This window comes from Dyadobacter ginsengisoli DSM 21015, assembly GCF_059568735.1.
Genome location: NZ_JCANTY010000006.1, coordinates 504,470 through 529,353, shown reverse-complemented (window position 1 = coordinate 529,353; position 24,884 = coordinate 504,470). Strand labels below are relative to the sequence as shown.

17 protein-coding genes are annotated in these 24,884 nt (G+C 46.0%); 10 read left to right on the top strand and 7 right to left on the bottom strand.

The annotated features are described in order from the left end of the window. Nucleotides 1–326: 326 nt before the first annotated feature. The 5 genes from BP71_RS23920 to BP71_RS23900 form a co-directional block, all read right to left on the bottom strand. Entirely contained in the window at nt 327–1,637 is a 1,311-nt protein-coding gene (locus tag BP71_RS23920; RefSeq protein ID WP_496383935.1) for an HlyD family secretion protein, read from the bottom strand. Nucleotides 1,638–1,649: 12 nt separating this feature from the next. Beyond that, nucleotides 1,650–4,061, bottom strand: a complete 2,412-nt coding sequence (locus BP71_RS23915) for a peptidase domain-containing ABC transporter (RefSeq protein WP_496383933.1) — start codon at nt 4,059–4,061, stop codon at nt 1,650–1,652. Between the two features lie 26 nt (nt 4,062–4,087). Then, nucleotides 4,088–4,960: a glycosyltransferase family 2 protein gene (locus BP71_RS23910; RefSeq protein ID WP_496383931.1), complete on the bottom strand. Its 873-nt coding sequence runs from the start codon at nt 4,958–4,960 to the stop codon at nt 4,088–4,090. A 484-nt stretch (nt 4,961–5,444) separates the two neighbouring features. Then, nucleotides 5,445–7,109, bottom strand: coding sequence for a vitamin K epoxide reductase family protein (locus tag BP71_RS23905; protein ID WP_496383929.1), 1,665 nt, complete (start codon nt 7,107–7,109; stop codon nt 5,445–5,447). Beyond that, the gene (locus tag BP71_RS23900) at nt 7,018–8,397 is read right to left on the bottom strand and encodes a glycosyltransferase (RefSeq protein WP_496383927.1); all 1,380 of its coding nucleotides are present in this window, start codon (nt 8,395–8,397) and stop codon (nt 7,018–7,020) included. Before BP71_RS23900 ends, BP71_RS23905 begins: the two co-directional genes overlap by 92 nt. 238 nt (nt 8,398–8,635) lie before the next feature. Here BP71_RS23900 and BP71_RS23895 point away from each other — a divergent pair, with 238 nt between their 5' ends. After that, complete coding sequence (locus tag BP71_RS23895; RefSeq protein WP_496383925.1) at nt 8,636–8,992, top strand: helix-turn-helix domain-containing protein; 357 nt, start codon at nt 8,636–8,638, stop codon at nt 8,990–8,992. Between the two features lie 8 nt (nt 8,993–9,000). Here the strand turns inward: BP71_RS23895 and BP71_RS23890 are convergent, their stop codons facing one another. After that, nucleotides 9,001–9,384: a hypothetical protein gene (locus BP71_RS23890; protein WP_496383923.1), complete on the bottom strand. Its 384-nt coding sequence runs from the start codon at nt 9,382–9,384 to the stop codon at nt 9,001–9,003. Between the two features lie 691 nt (nt 9,385–10,075). Here BP71_RS23890 and BP71_RS23885 point away from each other — a divergent pair. The 9 genes from BP71_RS23885 (at nt 10,076) to alaS (ending at nt 24,213) form a co-directional block, all read left to right on the top strand. Beyond that, nucleotides 10,076–10,699 (top strand): RNA polymerase sigma factor, encoded by a 624-nt coding sequence (locus BP71_RS23885; protein ID WP_496383921.1) that lies wholly within the window; start codon nt 10,076–10,078, stop codon nt 10,697–10,699. 61 nt (nt 10,700–10,760) lie between these two features. After that, complete coding sequence (locus tag BP71_RS23880; RefSeq protein ID WP_496383919.1) at nt 10,761–11,753, top strand: FecR family protein; 993 nt, start codon at nt 10,761–10,763, stop codon at nt 11,751–11,753. 85 nt (nt 11,754–11,838) lie between these two features. Beyond that, entirely contained in the window at nt 11,839–15,249 is a 3,411-nt protein-coding gene (locus tag BP71_RS23875; protein ID WP_496383917.1) for a SusC/RagA family TonB-linked outer membrane protein, read from the top strand. A 26-nt stretch (nt 15,250–15,275) separates the two neighbouring features. Further along, nucleotides 15,276–16,760, top strand: coding sequence for a RagB/SusD family nutrient uptake outer membrane protein (locus tag BP71_RS23870; RefSeq protein WP_496383915.1), 1,485 nt, complete (start codon nt 15,276–15,278; stop codon nt 16,758–16,760). Nucleotides 16,761–17,223: 463 nt separating this feature from the next. Then, nucleotides 17,224–17,616, top strand: a complete 393-nt coding sequence (locus BP71_RS23865; RefSeq protein WP_496383913.1) for a hypothetical protein — start codon at nt 17,224–17,226, stop codon at nt 17,614–17,616. Nucleotides 17,617–17,685: 69 nt separating this feature from the next. Next, the gene (locus BP71_RS23860) at nt 17,686–17,943 is read left to right on the top strand and encodes a hypothetical protein (protein ID WP_496383911.1); all 258 of its coding nucleotides are present in this window, start codon (nt 17,686–17,688) and stop codon (nt 17,941–17,943) included. 221 nt (nt 17,944–18,164) lie between these two features. Continuing rightward, nucleotides 18,165–20,543 carry a TonB-dependent receptor gene (locus BP71_RS23855; protein ID WP_496383909.1) on the top strand — a complete coding sequence of 793 codons (2,379 nt, stop codon included), beginning with the start codon at nt 18,165–18,167 and terminating at the stop codon, nt 20,541–20,543. 11 nt (nt 20,544–20,554) lie between these two features. Beyond that, nucleotides 20,555–21,499, top strand: a complete 945-nt coding sequence (locus tag BP71_RS23850) for a DUF4249 domain-containing protein (RefSeq protein WP_496383907.1) — start codon at nt 20,555–20,557, stop codon at nt 21,497–21,499. 62 nt (nt 21,500–21,561) lie between these two features. Next, the gene (alaS, locus tag BP71_RS23845; RefSeq protein WP_496383905.1) at nt 21,562–24,213 is read left to right on the top strand and encodes an alanine--tRNA ligase; all 2,652 of its coding nucleotides are present in this window, start codon (nt 21,562–21,564) and stop codon (nt 24,211–24,213) included. A gap of 101 nt (nt 24,214–24,314) precedes the next feature. Here the strand turns inward: alaS and BP71_RS23840 are convergent, their stop codons facing one another. After that, nucleotides 24,315–24,800, bottom strand: a complete 486-nt coding sequence (locus tag BP71_RS23840) for a CHRD domain-containing protein (RefSeq protein WP_496383903.1) — start codon at nt 24,798–24,800, stop codon at nt 24,315–24,317. Nucleotides 24,801–24,884 lie beyond the last annotated feature (84 nt).

Sequence of the window (24,884 nt, the reverse complement as noted above, 5' to 3'; positions counted from 1 at the left end):
CTGTAACTATTCTGATAATATGCTTACTTGAAAGAGGCTTAGGGATGATACAATTCGTTGATTTTCGCCGATCGCACTTATTTGAACAATTTCAATAAGTACATTATTTGTACTTATAGTACAATTTGAAAATCAATCTGAGGATAGATATTCGGGGAGAGATTTGAAAACGATACGCGAAGTTTATTTATGCAATCGTTGTCGGGAACGTTGCCAGAATAGGCACGATCCAATAAATTATTATAAGATATTTACATAAAGCGATACAAAACTGTCATCCAAAGTTAAAGGGCGCCGTCTTTACATTGTATTATTTAAAGATTATTTTACCTTCCCCCTCGATTAAAAATGCTTATGAAACGCTCCGCGAGTCTCCTGTCGCTGGTAAGTATTTCTGCATGTCCCTTCATTCCGTTGCGATAGGCCAGAGATATTCCGTAACGGGTATTGAGCTTTTTAGGTAAATCGATGTATCCCCAATAAAGGCTGTCACGACCAGCAATTGTGGACAATTGACTCAGTTTTCCTTCCAATAAACCATACTCTTTGAAAGGGAAACCATCCATTTTTACGAACGTAGTCTGACCGACCTGTAATTTCCCCAGATTGGTTTGAGGTATCTTCACGAGTCCTCTATAATCACCATTCAACGGCTCTACTGTCATCAATTCCTGACCTGCCGTGACATATTGCCGTTCTTGCCAGGGTGCTGAGTAGGAGACGCTGCCCGATACCGGAGATGCGAGGATATATTTTTGTTTCCAATCTTCAAGCCTGCTCTCGAGTGTGTTAACCACCTGCAAGAAAATGCTTTTCTTCTCTCTAAGTGCATTATCCAGTTCCAACGACTCCCTACGCTTGGCTATCTGTGCAGATTTATTCTGAACCAGCGAAGCCGACAAATTTTTTAAAGGCATTTCTCGCGCGATTAGTTTGGCTTTCTCGCGTTTGAAGTCCATTTCAGATATTACCTTACTGTTAAACAGCTTTTCCTGTATTTTGAATTCCTCTGTTGCCAGACCAAAGTCCGCCGTCTGAAGAGCCAGCTGATCTCGCAAAATTTCCTCCATGGAAATCAAATCGTCCCGATCCTCCAAAATCAGCGCTTTCTTTTCAATGAAAATGCCTCCTCTCAAAAAAGCCTGAATTTCGGTCAATTGCTGGTTGAAGACTTCAAAATCATGCTGGACTTCACCTAACACAGGATAGGATTTGACCTCAAAATCCGTGATGTAATGCCAATTCCCTTTATGAATCGCCTGCTTAATCGTCCTGATCGATGACGATAGTCTCAAAATTTGCTCCGGCTCACCGGTACTTTCTGCATATGCCAAAGGCTGTCCTTCCTTAACTTTTTGTCCATCCCTGACCAGAATTTTCGCCAATTTACCATCAACCCGTACAACCACTGCCCTTGGCGCGTCTATGACGGACAGTGTAAACGGAACAACAATGACATCCGGATAACGGATGAGCCATGTACCTAAGAAAAGAAAAATAAAGAGAATAAAAAGCAAAGTAATCCCCCATCTCACCACCCATCGAGGGGGTTTGCTAATAATTTCATGGATTTCCTCACTATGCAGTTCAGGAAATAGCTGAGATGTTTCCTGACCAGGTTCCATTGTAGTGTACATACAGTTGGTCCGTTAACCTTTCGCAAGTTCTAGCTGATTACTTACCAGTTCGAAGTATTTTCCTCTGAGTCTGATCAATTCATGATGTGTACCGGTTTCGACAATCTCGCCTTTCTCCATAACCACTATCTGATCGGCATGCTTGACGGTGCTAAGCCGGTGTGCCACGACCACAACCGTACGACCTCTGAAAAAAGACTCAAGATTCTTGATAATCACTGCCTCATTACTCGCATCCAGCGAATTCGTTGCCTCATCGAACAGCAAAACCGCCGGATTTTTATAAATCGCCCTTGCTATCAGTATTCGTTGCTTTTGTCCTTGGCTAATGCCATTCCCTTCTGCACCGATTTTAGTATAAAATCCCATTGGCAGCCCTTCGATGAACTCAAAAATGTTAGCCATTTGTGCCGCCTGATACAGTCTGTTTTGATCTATCAGGTCATGTCCAACAGCAATATTCCTGGCAATAGTATCTGAAAAAATAAAGCCATCCTGCATTACAACTCCGCATTGCTGCCTCCAAGCTCTATGGGATAAATTTTTCAGCGCAAGTTCTGATTGTCCGGGGTTTACCGCAAAATGGGGTTGGTCATGTTCGATTTTTCCGGCAAAGTTTCGATCCTGAGGTTCAGTCAGCACAATAGTGCCTACCTGAGGCTCGTAGAAACGGAGCAAGAGCTTAAGCAATGTCGTTTTGCCGCTGCCGCTTGTTCCCACAATTGCCGTTGTTTTGCCATGTGGGATCGTGAGATTTAAATTTTTTATAACAGATTCGCTTCCCGCCCCGGGATATGCGTAACTCAGATCTTTGATTTTGATATTCTGCTTATGATTCCACTCCTTCCTGGTTTGCCTCGTCAATGGCTCCTCATCCTCCAACTGATGTACCTCATTCAACCTTTCCAAACTGATTTGCGCATCTTGCCAGGATTGAAGAAACGTGATCATCTGTTCAATAGGCGCATTGAACTGTCCGATGATATACTGCACTGACATCATAGCTCCGAGCGTTAACTGACCATCTATTACTGCCTTCGCTGCCAAAAAAGTGATAAAAACGTTCTTCGTCTGATTAATCAGCAACGAGCCGGCTTGTTGGATTTGCCCCAGCGACAAGCTTTTGACATTCCATTTGAAGAGCCTGCCCTGAATCCTTTCCCACTCCCAGCGTTTGGAAGTTTCTGCTCCCGCCAGTTTAATGTCCTGCATTCCCTGAATCAACTGAATAATTTGATTCTGATTTCCAGCTGCTATTCCAAAACGCTTCACATCCAGTTTGCGGCGTTGTTTCAAAAAGAGTGTCACCCACACTGTATATATTGTTGAGGCTACAAGCACCACAAAAAAAATAGTTACATGATAAAAGGCCAGGATTAGTCCATACACAGCTAAATTGAACAGCGAAAAAAGAATGCTTAGGGTCTGACCAGTCAAAAAGCCCTCGATTCGCTTATGGTCACCGATTCGCTGCATGATATCCCCAAATTGCCTGACGTCAAAAAAGGAGACCGGTAGCCGGGTCAGTTTCGCGAGAAACTCAGATAAAATGGTAAGGTTCAGCCGCACGCTGATGTGAAGCAGAACCCAGCTCCTAAGGAAATCAACTGCGCTGGAACACAACATTAAGGTAATCTGAGCTATGAGAATCAGGTAAATCAGCGAAATATCCTGGGTACCGATACCTATATCAACAATGCTCTGGGTTAAAAAGGGGAAAATGAGAGACAATCCGCTCCCGATCAACATGGACAAGCCCAATTGAAGCACCAGACTCTTGTAACGCCAGAGATAGCCGATCAACTGCCCGAAATTTAGTCCTTTGACCACTTCCTCTTCTAATTCATAAAATCTGGGGGTAGGATCGATCAGTAACGCTAAACCTTCCTCGCTGTTCTGGTTTCGGTTAATCATCCAAAACCTGAGAAATTCAGCGGAACTATACGTATTTAGTCCACCTGCGGGATCCGCGACATAGAACGTCAGCCGCTGATCCACACTCTTCGATACCGGAGGTACCGTCCTGCCTCCGTAATCTGCTTTGTCTTCCCAAAGCGCCTCCACTGCCAATTGGCTGTTCCGCCCTCCCTTCACCTCTTTAAGAGCCTCTTTATCAACCAATCTCGACTTCGTCACTTTGTAAAGTACAACAAAGTGATTCTGCCCCCAATGCAGAATACAAGGGAGCGGAACTTCATGTACCAGCATATCCAGCGTGGCCCTGATTCCGACTGTTTTAAATCCTATCGATTCCGCTGCCTCTGCGATACCCAACATCGAAACACCTTCCCGACTTATCTGTGATTTCTCTCGAAGTGTCTGGGCTGTAAAATGTTTTCCATGATACTTTGCGACCATACGAAGACATGTAGGTCCGCAGTCCATGTGATCGAGCTGCTGGTAATAAGGAAATTCTTTGGCCATGTGTCGGAGATCTTGAGATACTCATTCTAGCTATTAACCGAACTCTGGACATGCCAGGGGAGTGTTCCGTTAAATTTCTGGTGCATAAATCTGTTGCCTTTCAGAAAAAAATCGGCGTTAGGCAGTCTGCCTGGGGTGAGGCGATAATTACAGGTATGGAGCCCGGTAGTCTCGTAGCGAGGAAACTCCTTACTGATCCGCCTGAAAAAGGACCGGTCGGCACCCAGCGTGTGATACCAGGAATTTCCAACCTGTGCGAGCACTTTTCGCCTGACACAATAGCAATTCGTATCGACCAGAAACGAAAATCTGCTAGAAAATGAGGGATATGGTCCTATACTTTCACAATCGTCGTTCGTGACAAACATGTTGTCGTGTGTATATATCTTTCTAAGGCTGTATGCCCAATCCAATTTCTTGTCCTCGATCAAACCAACCAACGACTCTACGTGATCTTCTTCAAACCAATTGTCTTCGTCCAGGAACAATACATAGTCGGAGTTATTCAGAAATGACATCGCTGCGTAAATCCTGTGCCCGTTGAATCCATGATTGCCGGTATTGAACGGCAAGGTCAGCACACTTGTTTTGTCGGATCCCGCCTCGCTGATGATAAGCCTGCTTGCCTGCTCAAAAAAAGGCCCGTCTACGACCACGACATGGGAAAGGTCTTTATAATTTTGATTATTTACGCTGGTCAAAGCATCCGCCAAACATGCCTTACCAGTCGTTGGGGTAATGATGGACACTCTCCGTCGTTTTTTATAATGAACTCTGAAAATATTATCGATACGTGCTTCCGCATCGATTTTGCGCCTGTCATTATGCTTTCCCCCGGTATTAAAATAGTTACCCAACGTTTTCGCAAGATCAACCAACGTTGCCCTCAACCTCAACATATAAGGAAATATTAAAAACTTCAATTTTCGGAAATACATCAGTAAAATTGATTAGCCGCGATTATCGATACCATTATGCAATGCAACATTTATTCAACCGGAGCGATCGCAGTCATATAAGCCAACTGCGATCGCCTAAGCATTATTCCGGCTTAGTGAAATACAGGCGTACAATACGCGGAGCAGGAGAAGCTTGAGTCCCCATATCCACCCAAGTCTTTACACCCACTTTCCGCGGAATTTCTACAACTGCTTTCGTCCCCTTCGCATGGACCTGGGGCATTCGAACTGTAAGTTGTAAAGTATCCGCCTTCGGGATGGTTTTCGTCATAAATAAACCAGCTCGCGGATAGATTGCAATTGTAAAAATCCCCTCCTTTGATTTCTTTCATTTCTGACCTTGTCAGCGCGAATGAGTCAAATCTTGATAGTGACATACTTGAAACAGTTTTAGTTAATAACATATTGATGATTTTCGAAAATCCTAAGTCGAAAAATTTACCGATTCTTTGGATAGATAATGAACATATTTAAAGTCGCTCACACTATACATTTCCGGAACTTGAACTCCGTTAAAGAATAAACTTGGAGTCGATCTTACTCCGGCAATCCGGCTCCATCGTTCATGAAGTTTAAGTTGAGCCACATTCTCTTTTGAAATCATCGCTTCCGGATATTTTTTATTCCATTTGTCGTAGTCTTGAAAGATATCCTGATACCAACTGAGTAAACGCTCTCCGGGATCCGACGCCGAAAATATTTTAGATGCAACCCGTAGCGACGCGGGCGAACCGCCAATTAGTATAAATTCACATCTTACATGGTCGGAAAACATCAATAGATCATTGATATCCTTATGCATCAATGCACAGGGTGTACACTGTGGATTTGTAACAATTGTCAACACATGCTCCGCTGCCGGATTACCGACCTTAATTGTGTGCATTCCTTCCATCAAAGGAGGCATCGGCTTGGCATCGCCGAATATGGAATTAAAAACACCACTCGAAAATTTAATCTTCCTAAAATAATATTTAATTGCACTATATTCCTTCACGATCCGAAAGGAATCTTTCATCAACGCCCAAACAACTATTGGCAACAGGTAGGACAATATAAGTAAATCAATATTGACAATCCTGGCCGACCAAATCGCCTGATCATACATCGTTGCAATTCCAAAAAATTCAACCCAAAGAACAATTAATACAGACGTGCACAACAAACAGGCACGCCGCGCAACAAACAGCTGATAATAAACCGAGTAAGCTGTAAATGGCAAACTCACCAGATTCATAATGATAAGCGCATCTTTAACTTCATCCATTCCAAGCACAATTCCGCATAAGCCTATAATTGCCCCTCCGGCAAAATAAAAATACCCCACTTCTGCCCAGGATAACCATTTAGTAACATATGCCGCTTTCGATTGAAGCAGATCGGTACAATTGGCAAGTGTTCCCAATGAGCAAAATTTATTAACAAATGCATTGCCCGGATCAATACTTTGCCAGAGCAGAATCAAGGAAATCAAAAGCCCAACGCAATTAACAGACGTCAGAAAATTCAAAAGAGACGATACTTCGGCGGAGCGGGGTAAAATAATATTCAACGCCAAAAATAAAGCTAAAACCAGTCCGGACAAAACTAACGGAGTCCGCCATACGTTGTCCGGTTTATGAAAATTTTTTGCCTTCTCTGCATATCGGAAAGATTCCTCATTCGGCTCGATTATTAAAGTAACTCCGTTCCATCTCTGTACAAACGATTCAAACGTTTCCTCGCGCCAGCCGCGCTCGGGGTCTAACCATTGCACCATATTGTCATCAATTTTCCTGATTGACGCAAAGATTCCGTTGTGAACATCCAGATGAACCAGAGCGGGCAACGGCACTTCTCTCAGCTGCTCTGATGAAATACGTGCAGCGATGTTGGGTATCTGCCACTCCAGAAGGCAATCGCTAATGGCTGCAACACTGGGAAATTCCGGATGACCAGACAGGCCGTCTTTGATAAAGGACGATGGAATGGTAAGCCGATGTGCATACAATGCATGTTCAACTGCGATAAAGATGTTCTTCGTTTGATTTTCTTTCTTCATGCCCATTAAATATATTCCTGATCCGAAATAAGGTATCATCTGTTCCATAAGCCAGCAAAGCTTTACTGCGGAATGTGTTCACATTCTTTTGAAACGAGTCGTCTTCAAGCATCTTTTTCAGTTTACCTCTGATCTCCACAACACTTTCGATCCTGAGTACCCCTCTCATTCCCAGCTTATGGTGAATTATTTTTTCACTATTATCATTTTGATCATATGCTAAGTCCAATGGATATATTAACATTGGTACGCCATAAAAAATACTTTCCTTTACAGACCCCAATCCTCCATGGGTCACAAAAAGGTCCGCATTTGCAAGTACCTGCTTTTGCGGAACGTATTGAAAAATGGATGTATTAGGTTTTTTTTTGTGTGTCTTCTCAAAAAATTCCTTCACGACACCATTGACCGCAATAACCAAATGAATATCCGTAAAATTCAGCAACGCATCTTGTAACCGAACCAGAAAGCTGATCAGCAATGCATCGGATTGTTGATCATATGTCCCAAAGGAGCAATATATGATTTTTGTTCCGTTTAACCGCTTTATCTTAATTTCCTCAAACTCCCTTGTAAAATTCGGGTCCGGCTCTTTGTCCTTTCCATTCTCCTGAATACAAAATCCGAGGTAATGCTGTGTGTCAGTGGCAGAATTCCCAAAATACTCCAGTTCAGAAGGCGCGAGAATCAATTCCGGAATATTTTTAAACAAACACCGACCAAATTTGTTAAAAAAAAATGGATGATTTTCCGAAACCCCGCTCCGCTTAACTATTTTTTTCAACTGCCTTGTTTCAGCGAGATTAAGGGCGATGTCGAGTAGGTTAAAAAAATTTCTATCCCTGCCTCTTTTTCTAACCGTGTTCCCGTTTGATTTACTATCTCCCGCGCCAGTCATCAACTGTTCGGCATAAGTTGACAGCATCGGGTTTAAAAACACATATTTTATGTTTTTAAATTTTTCATATAATACCAGAAAATCGGTGCTATTAAAAATATCTATTATTATGACATCCGGTGCGATATTTTCAACCAGCTCCAACAATTCTGCTTGCCTATGCCTGTATATATCCTCTCTGAGTATACAGTTTAACAATGCCCATCTGCTATTCTTTTTTTTAAAATGCTGTATGTAAAAACTTTCCATTCCAACAGCTACCCGAAAAGAACCGGTAAAAACCGAATTGAAACCATTTATATGTACAATTTCAGCTAACGCGGTGTTCGTAACGGCGAAATAGATATTATAGTCATCTTTGACCATGTCTGCCAAGTACATGGTTGGGATTATATGGCTGTGAATTGATGCAGGTATAAAGAGAATGCTTTTCTTCATATCGATACTAATCATTGGCAAACTTAAATTTCCCCCAAGAATAATACCACAAAATATCCGTTCATTTTGCTATAAAAAGTTGTGCATTTACACGTAACACAGCACCAGATTCATAAAAGTTATTTTACAAAAGGTAGTGAATAAAAAAAAAGTGATAATATTGAACAATTTCAGTTATTAATAGTAACATTACGACACCATATTTGTCACCAACATTCTACACACTCAAAGTTGTGCCATGGAAATTGGAGTCCTGCTTCGAAAACTACGCGATGAACTCAGAATGTCTTCGCGGGAAACTGCCGAAAAAATCGGAGTTACGCAGAGTACATATCTGGACTGGGAGCATGACAAGTCGTCCCCAACGATTAAGATGTTTTTCAGGATAGCAAAGGCATTCAACATTTGCCCGATTGAGCTAATGTCTCTCCTCAGCGGCAAAACCCGGTCAAATGCAGGGGAGCAACAGATAGAAATCAACCAGCTGACCGAACTGGTGAAAAATATACAGCTGTATCTCAATCAGCGAAACACAGAAAGTATGATAAATTTAGGCCAATCTGACAGGCTCCCGCCGGCAAGGACATACTACTAATCCTCTTTTCAGGAATTGCCCAGTATAAAATAAAATACAAAGATCAAGAACGTGACCGACATCAGAATAAGAATAATATTACGGGCAGAAAGGCCCCGGTCCTGAACACCCGGGTTACCCACGGTGTCACGATCCCCCATGATATCGAGTGAGCTCATAATCCTTCCCCAGATAGAGTTTACTTCCTGGCCGCTGAGGCTGTCGGGTCGCCAGTCGGAAGCGATCAGTACCAGTTCGCGGGCTCTGGCTACCGTGTCCTTTTGCGAGGGATATTTCAGGATCCAGTTTTCCCAAAAAGATCGGATGGGTGGATCATCCGGAAACCGTACCCATCTTATGAAGAGGTTTTCCATTGCCAACTCCTCAGCCGATAACTCTGAAAACGGTTTCATTTTATAGTAGATTGAATTTTACAGCTTTCTCAAACCGTTATCCGGAATTATGCAAATCCAGTATTATTTGTTTGTTAAGCTTTACTACTAAAAAAGTAAGGGAATAATGGTTTATACTCGCTGACCGAGCGGTTTTAGAAGGGCTCCGTAACCATATTTTCGACCTCCCGGTCCATATGCTAATTAAATATTACCACAAATAATTAGACATATCCTATTTACATGACAATATCTGCCACTTTTCCCGCGGCTCTGTTCAGGAAATTTTTATCAAAAAACTCATCCTGCTGTATCCCGGTACGATAACTGAATAATCCGTTGTGCTTTTCTGGCAAACAGTATATGTACCATTCAAAATTGTCTTGGTTCAAACCAAAAGACCGAAGACGATGAAGATAATATGCTACATTACCTAATGGCTCCGCTGCCTGCCATCGTACCTGAACGCCCAGGACACTATGCTCTGGGACGGCGAAATACCTGTCCCTCTTTCCTGTAACAAGCCGTACGGAAGTATCATTTCTGGTCCCGACGTTTTATGGCGGGAATTATTATTTCCGTGCATCCTGCATGTGACCTGTACGCGATCTCGCCGCCTACCACGGGTGAGCCGTAAATTACTAGTGTATTAATAGTCAGACCGGAAGAAAAAAAACCACTGCTGTTGAGGAGTTTTTAAAATTGAATACATTTGCAAAAAACACACTATCACTCGTTCATCTTGCAAAAGTATTCACATTTCTCCGAGGAAGAGCTACTCCCGTTGCTATCAGAAGGCGACCGGCTTGCATTCAAGCAGTTATACACTTCCCACTACCGTGGCATTTTCTCATATGCATTAAAATTCACCAAATCAACAGATCTGGCGGAAGATATCGTGCAAGACGTCTTTCTTAAAATCTGGGAAAACAGGGAAACACTCAGCGAAATCTGTCACTTCAAAAGTTACCTTTTTACGGTATGCAGGAACATGACCCTTAACCTGTTGACAAGGGCATCACGGGAGGCGCGGATCATGGAACTCATCTTACACGGGGCTCAAAAATTCCATGTGGACACTGACACAAAATTGCAACAGCAAGAATACGACAGGCTGTTTCAGGAAGCCATTGAGCAACTGCCCCCGCAACGAAAGCTGATTTTCAGGCTTTGTAAAATTGAGGGAAAAAGTTACGACGAAGTGGCTGCTCAGATGGGTGTCACACCGGGCACAGTCAATGACCACATTGTAAAGGGGACCCGGTCCGTAAAAGATTACCTTCGCCGATACAACATCACACTTACTCAATTAATCTTCCTGGCCCTTTTCAAATAATTTTTTCGCCGCGAGCATATGTTGGCTGTCTCTTGCTGGTCTTAGCAAGAAACAAACGAATATGAAGCAGATCCAGGCTGATCACCTGATGCGCCGGTTCATCGATAACAGATGTACGGCAGGAGAAGTGACCAGATTTATTAAACTCATGGCATCGGAAAAACACAGGCAATTATACGATAACCTGATGATGGAAACTATGGGCAAAGGAGCAATAGAAACGGTGGCCGTTCCCGATGATCTGATTGAAAAAAACTTTATCGCATTGGAACGGGAACTCGGTTCCGGCGTTCAGTCCATCCAGACCCAACAGGTTTTCTGGCTAAAATACATTACCACGGCCGCAGCGATTGCCGGGATTGTCCTGGCCGCAGCACTAGCCATTTACCATCTCGCGGGTAATTCTGCCGTACAATATGCAACAGGATTTGGCGAGATCAGGCGTATAGAACTGCCGGATGGTTCGACGGTTGTTCTGAATGGCAATTCTGCCATTACATACTGCCAGAAGCCCTACTTTCCAGGGCCAAGGTCCGTGGAGCTGCGGGGAGAGGCGTTTTTCAGGATCAGGAAAACGCCTGACCGCAAAAAATTTGTGGTAGTAATGCCCGGCTCCGGCAGTATCGAAGTGCTCGGCACGGAGTTTAATGTCCGGCACAGGCCTGTCGGCTCCCGGGTAATGCTGAGGACAGGCAGCATCCGGCTGACGCTGAACAAAGGAGGAGAACAGCCAGTCATCATGACACCGGGCGAAACGATCGACATCAGCAGGAATGGCCCCAATATTTTGCGTAAAAACATAGACCCGTCGATGTATGACAACTGGACCACCAACAAACTTGTTTTCGACAACACCCCTCTTCACGAAATAGCAGACATGCTCAGGGATACCTACGGCTTGGAAGTTTCCGTCAGCGATCCCCGGCTGCTCGACAAAAAACTTTCAGGTACCGCCCCTATCCATAACCTCGATATTTTTTTAGAAGCCCTCTCCGGTTCTTTTGATCTCAGGATCAACCGTCAAAAAGACAAAGTGATTATCTCGGCCCGCTAAGATCAACAGGGTTCCTCAATGCTTGTGGTTCTAATTCAAGCCCTTACAGGCTTACGGTATTCTATTGATCAATTTTTCAGGATTTATGAAAACAAACCTACGATATTGGTTGGCGATGACCGTCATTAGCTCATTCGTTGCGGTCCCGGCAGTCGTTGCGCATACGCGGCTCCCTGAAGCACCCCGTACTGAGGTTGCTCCTTCTGCAACACCGAAACCATTGCGGAATGCACTCTCTGAACTTGAAAAGATTTTTAACGTATCCATCCTTTACAACAGTGATCTCGTAAACAATAAATTTGTTACCATCCACGACTACACAACGGGGTCTATAGAAGAATCTCTTACCCGGTTACTCAAAGAACATGGTCTGCATTTCAGGAAGGCTGCTAACGGGTTTTATTACATTTCAGCCAAAAAGGAGCAAACCTACTCTAGTCCGGCTGCTCCATTACCACCAGACCAACCGCTGGAAACAGCAAGCGAAATCTCCGGTCAGGTTGTTCCCAACGCACCAGGATACATTTCCGGAAAAGTCAGCGATGCGGCTACCGGCGAACCGATTCGCGGGGCAAATGTCCTGCTTAAAGGCACCCATCATGGCACAGTGGCCGACACGGCCGGTGCATTTGGGCTTTCGTCCGATTCGGAAAAGGGCGTACTCGTGTTTTCATATATCGGATATGCCCCACGTGAAGTTAAGCTGAACGGGAAGACGACGCTGCTTGTGTCACTGGAACAGGATGTCAAGTTTCTGGCAGAAGCAGTCGTCGTAGGATATGGCACTCAGGACCGGAAAGATATTACCGGCTCCATTTCGGAGATCAGGTCGGCCGACATTGAGAAAATGCCTGTAAGCGGCTTGGATCAGGCCATGCAGGGACTGGTATCGGGCGTATTTGTTTCCTCCAATTCCGGTGCGCCGGGTTCGGATGTTACTGTCAGGATCCGCGGAACCGGTACCATCGGCAACAACAATCCGCTGTATGTAGTTGACGGGACGCCAACCGGACCAGAGGCACTCAACATGTTCAATCCCAGGGACATTGAATCGATTGTCGTTTTGAAAGACGCAGCAGCAGCCACCATTTACGGATCGCGGGCAGCGAATGGAGTAATTCTGATAACCACAAAAAAAGGAAAAAATGATGCTCCTAAAATCGCTTTTGATACCTATCACGGCGTGCAAACCGCCTGGCGGCTACCTCAACTACTGAATGTGACGGAATATGCGGCAGTTATTAACGAGGCGTATGTAAATGCCGACAAGGATCCGGCATTCGCCCGTCCTGACACCTTGGGCCAAAATCATGATTGGCTGAAAGAGCTTTTCCAAGCAGCTCCAACCCGGAATTACAATTTATCTTTTTCAGGCGGAACCGAAAAATCACAATATGCTTTATCAGCGGCATACCTCGGACAGCAGGGTATTTTGCCTAACAGCTATTTCAAACGAATTTCGTTCCGGTTAAATACATCTCACAAGATCAGGCCTAAATGGCAGGTTGGTCAAAATCTTACCATCAGCCATTCGACAGGCAACCAGATCCGTACTAACGAACTAGGCGGAATTCTTGCCAATGCAGTTTACAAAAGGCCTTTTAGCCCCGTCTACGACAGTGAGGGAAAATACGCAGAATCGGCAATGGACCCCAATCCGATTGCCCAGGCCTATCGCACCGAAAACCGAAGAAAACGCCTGCGATTGTTCGGCAATGTCTTTGCGGAATGCGAACTGACCGCTGATCTGAAACTAAGAAGCAATTTCGGACTGGATATCAACTACTCCAAAAACAAGAATTACGCCCCGGCATTCGGTGCGACGCCAAATTCACTCGTCGAATACCTGGATGCCTCCTACTCCCCGCTCTGGCAAAACTCGTTGTCCTTCCAAAAGAAAATCCGCGGCAAACATGCGTTGTCCGCTGTGCTGAGTGTAGACGCACAGTCTGCCCGCTATGAGTTCACCACACTGAAAGCCGATAATTTCGTAACCGACGACCCTGATAACCGGTATATCTCTGCGGCCCAGAATATTGACATTGGTCGCGTGGATGGCAGCGCAACGGAATGGTCGTTACTGTCGCTAGTAAGCCGATTGAATTACAGCTTTCGCGACCGTTATTTGTTCAGTGCAAGCCTCCGGCGCGACGGTACGTCACGCTTTGCCAAAGGTCATCGGTGGGGCAATTTCCCCTCGTTCTCCGCAGCATGGCGAATATCCGAAGAAGGGTTTTTACATAATCAGCCCTTTTTATCCGATTTGAAGATCCGCGCCAGCTGGGGCCAATTGGGCAATCAGGAGGTAGGCGACAATTACGCAGCCTACAATACAGTCGCTACGGGATTGCAATACACATTCGGGCCGGGGTCGCAAACTTATTATGACGGACTGGGTATCCCGAGCAATGGAAAGGCCGGGGCCAAACTTGCCTCGGACAAGCTTGTGTGGGAGGCCAGTTCACAGACCGACCTGGGCATCGACATGGCGTTCTTCAACGATAAACTGCTGCTTACGGCGGATTACTTTTCGAAAAAGACGACCGATATGCTTCTGGACCAGCCGGTTTCTTCGCTGTCCGGCGCCTCCACGATCAGCGTTAATGCGGGATCGGTCCGGAACCGGGGTGTGGAAGTGAGCCTGAGCGTAAACAAAAGCACAGGAGACTTCCGCTATAGTGCCGGTGCCAATGTTACGCTACTGGAAAATAAAGTGTTAGCACTAAATCAGGGCATCAGCTATATCCTCGGACCCGTGAGCGGCACACAGGGAAACCTGCTCACCCGTACTTCTGTCGGCGATGAAATCGGTGCATTTTACGGATACAAGGTCGACGGAATTTTCCAGAACACGGAGGAAGTGACAAACCATGCGAAGCAGGAAATCGGCACTGCGCCGGGAGACATTCGTTTCAAAGACCTCAACAATGATCATGTAATCGACGCCAAAGACCAGTCAAAAATAGGCAGCCCCATCCCCAACTGGCTATTTGGTGTCCAAAGTAATGTCAGTTACAAAAGTTTAGAATTTTCAGTATTATTTCAAGGCGTACAAGGAAACGACATATACAATCAACTCGCCATGCGGGCGCAGAGCGGCACGAATCTCTTCAACAAATTTGCTTCGGTCAAAAGCAGATGGAGCGGCGCCGGAACCAGCGATACGGAGCCACGTGTCCATATTTCAGACCCCAATAACAATGTCCGTGTTTCCGACCGATGGGTCGAGGACGGATCGTATGTCAGGCTCAAAAATGTTCAGATTGCTTATTCGCTCCCGTCGTCATTGATTCAGAAAGCCGGATTATCAAGTCTACGCCTGTACATGACCGCGCAGAATTTATTCACAATCACCAGATACGCCGGCTTCGACCCCGAAATGGGCCCTTCTACGGAGTTTGTAGACGGCCGCGGAGCAGATCTTGAAGTAGGTGCCGATAAAGGAAGATATCCCCAGTCCAGAATTTTCCTACTGGGCTTGTCCATGGGTTTATAAGGTTTAACAACATATCAGGAAGGCTTATGAAAACTTGTCTGACTAAATGCATCTTACTCATCTCAGTACTGATGACTCCGGGCTGCAAAGATTATCTCGAAAAGCGGCCCATCGGTGAAATGGTCCTTGGAAGTATCACCACCGAAGACCAGGCGGTCCTATTCGTCAATGCGGCTTACGAACCCTTATTGTGGGGCCGTGGAGATCCGATGCAGGGGCATTACTTCAATGATATGTGGGTTTTGGGCGACGTGATGTCGGACGACACGGAAACACCGGTTGATCCCAATAATAGTAGCGAGCGTGCTTTGCAGGATTTTAATGTATTCCCCGACAATCCGAATTTACGCGACTGGTTTGGGAGCGCCTATGTGGGTATTGCCAGATGTAACGCAGTGATCCGTGGTCTTGCTGATCTTCCCGAAAAAAACTTCAAAAACGTGGGTGTACGGGCGCGATGCCTGGGGGAAGCCCACTTCCTCCGGGGATTGTATTACTTTGATCTCGTGAAAGTTTTTGGCGGAGTACCTCTTGTCGATGAGCCAATCTCGACGATTGAAGAGACCAAAGTACCGCGATCCACGACAGAAGAGACATGGACTTTCATTGAAATGGACTTAAAACAGGCCCGTGACCTTTTGCCATCGGTTGTAAGTTACCGGAGCACCGCCCATCTGGGTAGGGCCAGTAAAGGTACCGCCACTGCATTGCTTGCAAAGGTATACCTCTACCAACAAAAGTGGGGTGAGGCCGTGAAGGCGTCCGAAGAAGTGATTTTGTCCGGAGACTACGCACTGTCGACTGATTATCTTGCGCAATTCAATGACCAGAATAACCAGAATACGATTGAATCGATTTTTGAAGTGCAAGCTTACAAAACCAATGGCTGGGGCGGAGGAACGGAGATCAGCCTTGATTTTGGCAGATGGGGCCTCAACAATCCGACAAAAGAACTGGTAAACGCGTACGAAAAAGGTGATCCTCGCAGGCGGTATAGCGTATTCAGCCCTGGCGACGACCGGTTCGGCCAACCGTATGACCCACAAAAAGGCCCGAACACCGTCACAGGCTACGTTGCACATAAGTATGTATTCGATCCCGCCGCCATGGGTCAGGGAGTGAATGGGTGGACGAATGGGGAAGGGATCAATTATGTTGTGCTGCGTTATGCAGAAATCCTGCTGATCCATGCAGAGGCCCTGATCGAGCAGAACCTGCGACTGCAGGATGCGACGGATGATATCAATGCAGTGCGCAGCCGGAAGGGAGTCGCAATGCCGGCCATCCCGCTAAGCGACCAGGCAACGCTGCGAAAACAGCTGCGTCATGAGCGCCGGGTGGAGCTGGCCCTGGAAGGACATCGCTACTACGACCTCATGCGTTGGGGGAAGGATTACGCCACGACATTGCTTTTAGAACAGGGTAAAGCTAATTTTAACTATGACAAGCACAAGTTGTTCCCTATCCCGCAGATAGAGATAGATTTGAACCCATTACTCATCCAGAATTGAAAGTCATGTGTATAAAATTCACTATTCTGATCTTTCTGGTCAGTATCGTAGTCCAAAAATCCACCGCACAGTCCCCAACGACCGAGCTGGTGGGTTGGAACCCAATGAACGGGACGACCTGTGGAAAAACTTCGAAGCACTTTTCAGTACATCATCGCAATAGCAAACCCATCATGATGACTACTCAAAATCCCCGACTCAAACGCAGGGTTAAAGCCAACATATGGAAGCCTGAAAAAGATATTAAGGTGTTTGAGCTCGCCAAATGCATTCGTTTTGTTACCAATCCCATCTGCTTGGACAGCTCGCTGATCGACCCCGGTTGCATGAGGCACTTTACAATAACTTTTATTTGAATGCTTAAAAATTCATCAGCACAGCATATGTAGCTCCCCTTGAATATGTCTTATTAATAAACTCCGTTCCATATCAATTTCAATTAATCAACTAAAAACGATCTGGTATGAAATCGAAGTATTGTTTAACACTGTGCATCGGTGTAGCTATCGCCGTCGCAGCCTGTAAGGAAAAGGAAGTCGATTCCAAATTCATTACCGTCAGTTCACCAACGCCTCATCAGCGGATCAATGACAAGGACAGTGTCGTTATCGAGGCAATCATCAAACCTCAAAACACAACGGTCATCAGCTATTCCGTATCTGTTAAAACCAAGAATGATAAAATTCTTTTTACAACGAACAGAAGCTGCGATTGTAAATTGGTGAAGGAGGTTAAAATGCGGGAATCATTTCTATACGACATTGATCAAACCTCGGACGTTTTCCTGGAAATCGTTGCCGTAATGGCAGACAATAGCGAAACCAGGGAAAAGGTGCCCTTCATTCTCCAAAACTAATACATCAGCGGTTTGGCGCAGCAGGATAAACCTTGTGATCGATTTTAATCATTATCAAACTATATGCACATGAAAACAATATCATTTTTTATTCCACTTTTGGGAATCGCTTTGTCCATTGGATCTTGTGAAGAGAAAGAACGGGTGTATGAAGATTCGCCCTTGATAACGGTTAAATCCCCAGCCAGAAACCAATACATAGAGGACACTGACAGCGTGCGGGTACAGGCTGTAATCGAAAACAAAAACGCATTATTGAAAAAATGTATCTGTTTGGTTGATAGACAATCACAAACAATACATATACAACCAGCAATGGTCTTGTGATTGTGAAGATGAAAAGGTAATCGTAATTAATACTGCCTTTTTACACGACATTGCAAAGACATCGGACCTCATACTGAACATTCACGCTGAATTTGATAACGGAGACATCGCCCGCGAGGAAATACCATTCCGGCTGGTAGACAAGGGCAATTAAACGCCGATAACCAAACCTGAAAAGCAGGGTTCAATTCCTTGATTCATCAACAACCATAACTAAGGCCATGAAAATACCTTTTGCAGCCTTGCTGTTGATATACAGCATTGGCGTTGCTGCGCAGCAACGTATAACCATCAGCGGTTTTGTACGGGAACAAAAGAGCCGAGAACAACTTCCTAGCGTAAATGTATACATCCAGGGCACTTCTTATGCCGCTGTTACCAATAATTACGGATTCTACTCCCTGACTGTGCCGGCTTCGGATTCCGCTGTTCTGTCTTTTTCTTTGGTGGGTTATGAAAGAGACAACCGGAGGATACATCCCCGAAAGAACATGGAACTGAACGTATTTCTTGCCTCCATGAACCAGTTGGATGAGGTCGTCGTGAAAGCCAATCGTGACGATGATATCAGCCAACGTGCCCAAATGAGCCAGATCGATGTTCCTATCGCCCAAATCAAAAAGATACCGGCGCTCTTCGGCGAGAAGGATGTATTGAAAGTGCTTCAGTTGATGCCTGGTGTGCAAAAAGGGACCGAAGGACAAACAGGCCTATACGTTCGCGGCGGCGGTCCCGATCAGAATCTGATTATCTTGAACGACGCGGTGGTTTACAATGCAAACCATTTGTTCGGCTTTTTCTCGGTCTTCAACAGTGATGCCATCAAGAGCGTCGAACTTACAAAAGGAGGCTTTCCGGCCCGATACGGCGGCCGGTTATCTTCCGTCGTGGAAATGAATATGAAGGAAGGCAGTAAAGACCGCCTGCATGGTGAGGGTGGAATAGGGCTGATTTCTTCCAGGCTGACGCTCGAAGGACCTATCCGAAAGGAAAAATCGTCATTTCTGGTTTCCGGCCGTCGAACATACATCGATCTGCTGGCCTCACCCGTCATCGCGCGCCAGCAAAAAGTCTTGAAGGATCGTACCAAACCGGGTTACTATTTTTACGATCTGAATGCCAAAGTGAATTTTGATATCGGCCCAAAAGACAAGCTCTATATCAGCAGCTATTTTGGCAGGGACAATTTTTACATGGATGAAAAAAGTGAATCCTATAAGGCTAACATCGGGCTGAATTGGGGAAATGCAACGGGCACAGTACGATGGAACCACCTCTTTTCGCAAAAGTTATTCGCCAACTCTTCCCTGATATTCAGCGACTTTAATTTTGGAGTTACCAGTGATTTTGCCGAGCTGAACCAAAAAGGCGTCGAAACAGATCGAAACACGCTCCGTTATAATTCAAAGATCAGAGATTTGAGTTTTAAAACAGATTTCGATTTTTACCCGTCTTCGCGACACACCCTGAACTTGGGAGCGCAAGGGATATTCCACAGGGCAGTCCCATCGGCAATCGCCATCACAGGGCCTGTTATCGCCAACCCCACCCCGCCCGTAAATCCAACTTTCAATTCATTTGAAGCAGGTGTATATGCAGAGGACACCTGGCAACCCTTCGCCGGAACGAAAATGAACGCAGGAATGAGGTTAAGTATTTTTACCACCAGGGGAAAAACTTACATCCGGCCGGAGCCCAGGATCTCGACAGCCATCAAGCTGGCACAGGGCCTTGCCTGGAAGCTCTCCTACGCCGGAATGAACCAATATGTGCATCTGCTTTCCAATACCGGGATCGGACTTCCCACTGATCTTTGGGTGCCGGCAACTGACAAAATCGGCCCACAACGATCCGAACAATTTGCAACTGGTTTCGCAAAGGACATTGAAAGGCCCGCATTACTTGTGACACTGGAGGGTTACTATAAAAAGATGAACCATATTCTATCCTATAAAGAAGGGGCGTCGTTTATCAATATCAATGGAGAGAATTCCAATGATCCAAGCTGGCAAGACAACGTCACCTCTGGCCGGGGATGGTCATACGGGACCGAATTACTGGTCCGAAAAAAAACAGGAAAGCTGTCGGGCTGGGTGGGCTATACGCTTTCTTGGACAAAATGGAACTTCCCTGAACTAAACTTTGGACAAACATTCTATCCAAGACATGACCGGCGGCATGATGTATCAGTAGTTACCATTTATGAAATCAATAAGCATATTACGTTGTCTGCAAACTGGGTGTATGGTACAGGTAATGCCCTTACTCTGCCGGTGTCAAAATACACCGGTATCCAAGAGTACTTTTTTGGAAGTGTTGCCGACGATCAGGAACACCTGATGAATACTGAATTAAGTGAATACTCCGGAAGGAGCAACTTCCGCGCTGAGCCATTTCACAGGATGGATATTGCAATTCAATTCCGCAAAAAGAAAAAACGATTTGAGAGAACGTGGGAGGTCGGCATTTACAATGTATACAACAGAAAAAACCCGTTTTTCTATGACATGGCGCCGCAGGGAACTACCGGCAAGAAGGTTTTAAAAAAATATTCGCTCTTCCCGATACTGCCCTCGTTCAGTTACAACTTCAAATTCTAACCCACACACTCATGAAATACGAACATCTTTTTCTCCCGATCATCTTCGCCGGATTGGTTTCATGCGAAACACTTGTGACAAACATACCGGAATCGCGCCTACCCAAAACGGAGTCAAAATTGGTTGTCCATTCTTTTTTATCGCCCCAGAATCCAAAAATCAGCGTATCAGTTTCTGAATCCATTCCATTGTTTTCGAACTCCACAGCGGGAGAAGATGCAATAAAAAATGCACTGGTAAAAATTTCTGACGGAACATACGAAGTAATCCTTCCATTTGATATTAAAAACCAGGTGTACAGCATCGACCAAAGTAAATTTCCGATTGAAGCTTCCAAAACCTACTCGCTTTTTGTTTCGGATGGCAAAAGGGAGATCACTGCGCGTTGCACCGTCCCGAGAAATACACCTGTTATTAAATCTTACGTCCTGGATACCGTTGTTGCCAGCAACCCAGCTTTCGGGCAGGACACTGCCATTACACTCAAGATGAACTGGCAGGATATTCCGGCAGACACAAATTATTATCGGGTAAGAGCTTCAGCAGAAGTTGAATACAGCATTCCCGATCCAATGCCGCAGGAAAAAAGGATCCGCAATTACTTCAATTTTGCGTGGGACAATACGCTGGGACGAAACGAATTCCAATCAGATCGAAACATTGATGGATCGCTCTTCTCCTCACCCCAGGGAAAAGTGACCATGCCTAATTTCACTCCGGCCCAACCCGGGAACACTGCAACGGTGCCGTTCTATCCCAAGAGCCATATCATTTCAGTCACCATGATGGTCTATAACACGGACATACATTACTTTAAATACCATCGTTCTCTGCAATTAAGGATGGATACCGATAATCCTTTCTCTGAGCCAACAATGATCTACTCCAACGTCCAGGGCGGCCTGGGCTGCTTTGGAGCATACACGATCGGAAAGCTCACCTACCAGCCTGACTAAATGAGATTTTTCGCTACCTTTGCGGCAAAATTCTTGATTGATATAGTACCAAAACATATACAATGACCTCGCATCAAATACGTCAGGCTTTTCTTGATTTTTTCCGCAGCAAAGAGCATTTAATCGTACCGTCGGCCCCGCTTGTGGCAAAAAACGACCCCACCCTGATGTTCAACAACTCGGGAATGGCGCAGTTCAAAGACTTCTTTCTCGGAAACGGCACACCTCCCTCCCGACGGATCGCCGATACTCAGAAATGCCTGCGGGTTTCAGGAAAACACAATGACCTGGAAGATGTAGGTTTCGACACCTATCACCACACCATGTTCGAAATGCTTGGTAACTGGTCATTTGGTGATTATTTCAAAAAAGAAGCTATTGCGTGGGCATGGGAGCTGCTCACCGAAGTGTACAAATTGCCCAAAGACCGCCTGTATGTGTCGGTTTTCGAAGGCGATGCCAAAGACGGCGTACCGTTTGACCAGGAAGCCTGGGACCTTTGGAAAGGCATTGTAGGCGAAGATCGTATTATCTTGGGTAACAAAAAGGACAACTTCTGGGAAATGGGCGACACTGGTCCGTGTGGTCCCTGCTCGGAAATCCATATCGACCTGCGTTCCCCTGCAGAAGTAGCCGAAGTATCAGGTAAATCACTGGTTAACAACGATCACCCGCAGGTCGTGGAGATCTGGAACCTGGTATTTATGCAGTTCGAGCGGAAGGCCGACGGTTCGCTGATCCCCCTACCCGCCACCCATGTTGACACCGGAATGGGTTTCGAGCGCTTGTGTATGGCGATCCAGCAAAAAACTTCCAACTACGACACCGACGTTTTTCAGAACACGATCGGGGTATTGGAAACCCTTTCGGGTAAAAAATACGGACAGAACGACGAGCCGTTCGCAGACATCGCAATGCGGGTGATCTCCGACCATATCCGGGCCGTTTCCTTCGCCATTACCGATGGTCAGCTGCCATCCAATGTCAAGGCGGGTTATGTAATCCGACGGATTCTGCGCCGCGCGGTTCGCTATGGCTATTCGTACCTGGGCTTGCAGGAGCCATTCTTCCACAAGCTCGTGCCGGTTCTGGCAGAGCAGTTCAAGGATGTGTTCACTGAGTTGAAAGACCAGGAGGAATTTGTAGGCAGGGTGATCCTGGAAGAAGAAAAAAGCTTCCTGCGTACGCTGGAGTCCGGCTTGAAGAGACTCGACAGCATCACTACTTCCCTGAAAGAAAAAGGGATCAATACCATTCCGGGTGACGAGGTTTTCGAGCTCAGCGATACTTTTGGTTTCCCCGTTGACCTTACCGCATTGATCGCCCGCGAAAAGAGCTTCCAGATCGACGAAACCGGATTCCAGGATGCATTGGCAGAGCAGAAAAAACGCTCCCGTCAGGATGCCGCCAAAGAAGCCACCGACTGGGTAGAGCTGCGTGAATACGACGGCGTGGAGTTCCTGGGTTATGATTTTGAAGAAACCCACAGCCATATCGTGAAATATCGCAAGGTAAAAACGAAAACCGGCGAAGAATACCATATCGTGCTCGATCGTACACCGTTCTATGCCGAAATGGGCGGGCAGGTTGGTGACACCGGTGAACTCCTGATAAACGGAAAGGAAGAAGGAAAGAGGATTCGGATCGTCGATACTAAAAAAGAAAACGACCTGTTTGTACATGTTTCCCGGGACAAGAATCTCGACGAGGCATTGTCAGAGGCTGGCATTGTTACCGCGAAGATTGACGTGGACCGTCGCGACAAGATCAAGGCAAACCACACGGCTACGCACCTGATGCTCTCGTCTATGCGCGAGGTCCTGGGCGCACACGTGAGCCAGAAAGGTTCATTCCTGAACGATGAGGTGCTGCGCTTCGACTTTGCCCATTTCTCCAAGGTAACCGACGAGGAACTGCAAAGGATCGAAGACCGCGTCAATGAAAAAATCCGGGAAAACATCGCATTGGATGAGCGCAGAAATGTACCTATCCAACAAGCGCTGGATGCAGGAGCTACGGCGACCTTTGGTGAAAAATACGGCGAATTCGTTCGGCTGATCATTTTCGACCCCAAATTCTCCTTTGAACTTTGCGGGGGCACCCACGTACCGTCAACCGGAGAAATCGGTGTGTTCAAATTCATATCCGAAGGGTCGGTATCCGCGGGCGTTCGTCGTGTGGAAGCCGTTACGGGGGAGAAAGCTCTGGAACTGATGCGCCAGCAGGAAGAAACCCTGAACAGGATCAAAGATCTTCTCAAGGGACCTACCGACCTTGTCAAAGCGGTGGAAAACCTCATCGAGGAACGCTCCGCTTTGCAAAAGAAAATCACTGCCCTCGAAAACGAGAAAATTCAGACGCTGAAAGCAACGCTGATCGAAAACATGGAAACCCACAGTACATTCAATCTGATCGTACAGAAAGTGGACGTCCCCCATGCCGATTCCCTGAAACAGCTGTCCTACGAACTCCGCGACCAGATCGAAAACCTCATCGCCGTTTTCGGAACCGAAATCGGCGGGAAGCCGCAGCTTTCTGTGTTCATTGCCGAGAACATCGTGCAGGAAACCGGACTGAATGCGGGTAAGATCGTAAAAGACCTCGCTAAGGATATCCGCGGCGGTGGCGGCGGTCAGCCTTTCTTCGCTACGGCAGGCGGTTCCGACTCCAGCGGGCTTGACACCGCGCTTGAAAAAGCACGGGGGCTTTTCTGACAGACATTCCTACTCACTTTATCATACGCAAAAGAGCGGCTCCTTATGGATGCCGCTCTTTCTGCTTGGTTGCATTACCGGGAATGCATCAACCAAACAGGTTATTCTTCAGCTTTCAGCTGACCTCTGATCTCGCCGTTCGGATACTTGGCTGTATGGATATTTACATAATACAAACCTGCTTTCAGATCGGCCACCTGTGCCTCGGTAAGGGTGTCTTTAAATGCGAAAGGTGATTTGAAATCGGTACCAAAGTCGATCACTACCGAACCGGTTGAATCGGCCGCTGCTTTGTGAATGTGCCATGCGGTAGGTGTAAAAACGGAATCAGCCGATGACGAATCCGCGGCGGCGGAATCGCTGTACATAATGTTGAGACTCAAAATCCTCGATTCCTGATCTAATGTACCATCTACTGAACCAGTAGCTGTTGATGGATTAGCGGGTACTTCGTTTGCCCCGGAAAGTGTTGTGGAGACTTTCAACTCAGGCAATACAGGAGTGGGGTCTGTCGGATCGTCGTCGTCATTACAACCTGCCACCATCGCGGCGATCACAAACACACCCATGAATGCTAATTTTCTCATAATGCTTTGTTTTAGTAAATAATTGGTTTGACCGCGGCGCTACAAAATTATGATTCCCGCCGAACAGGAATTAACATATCACAC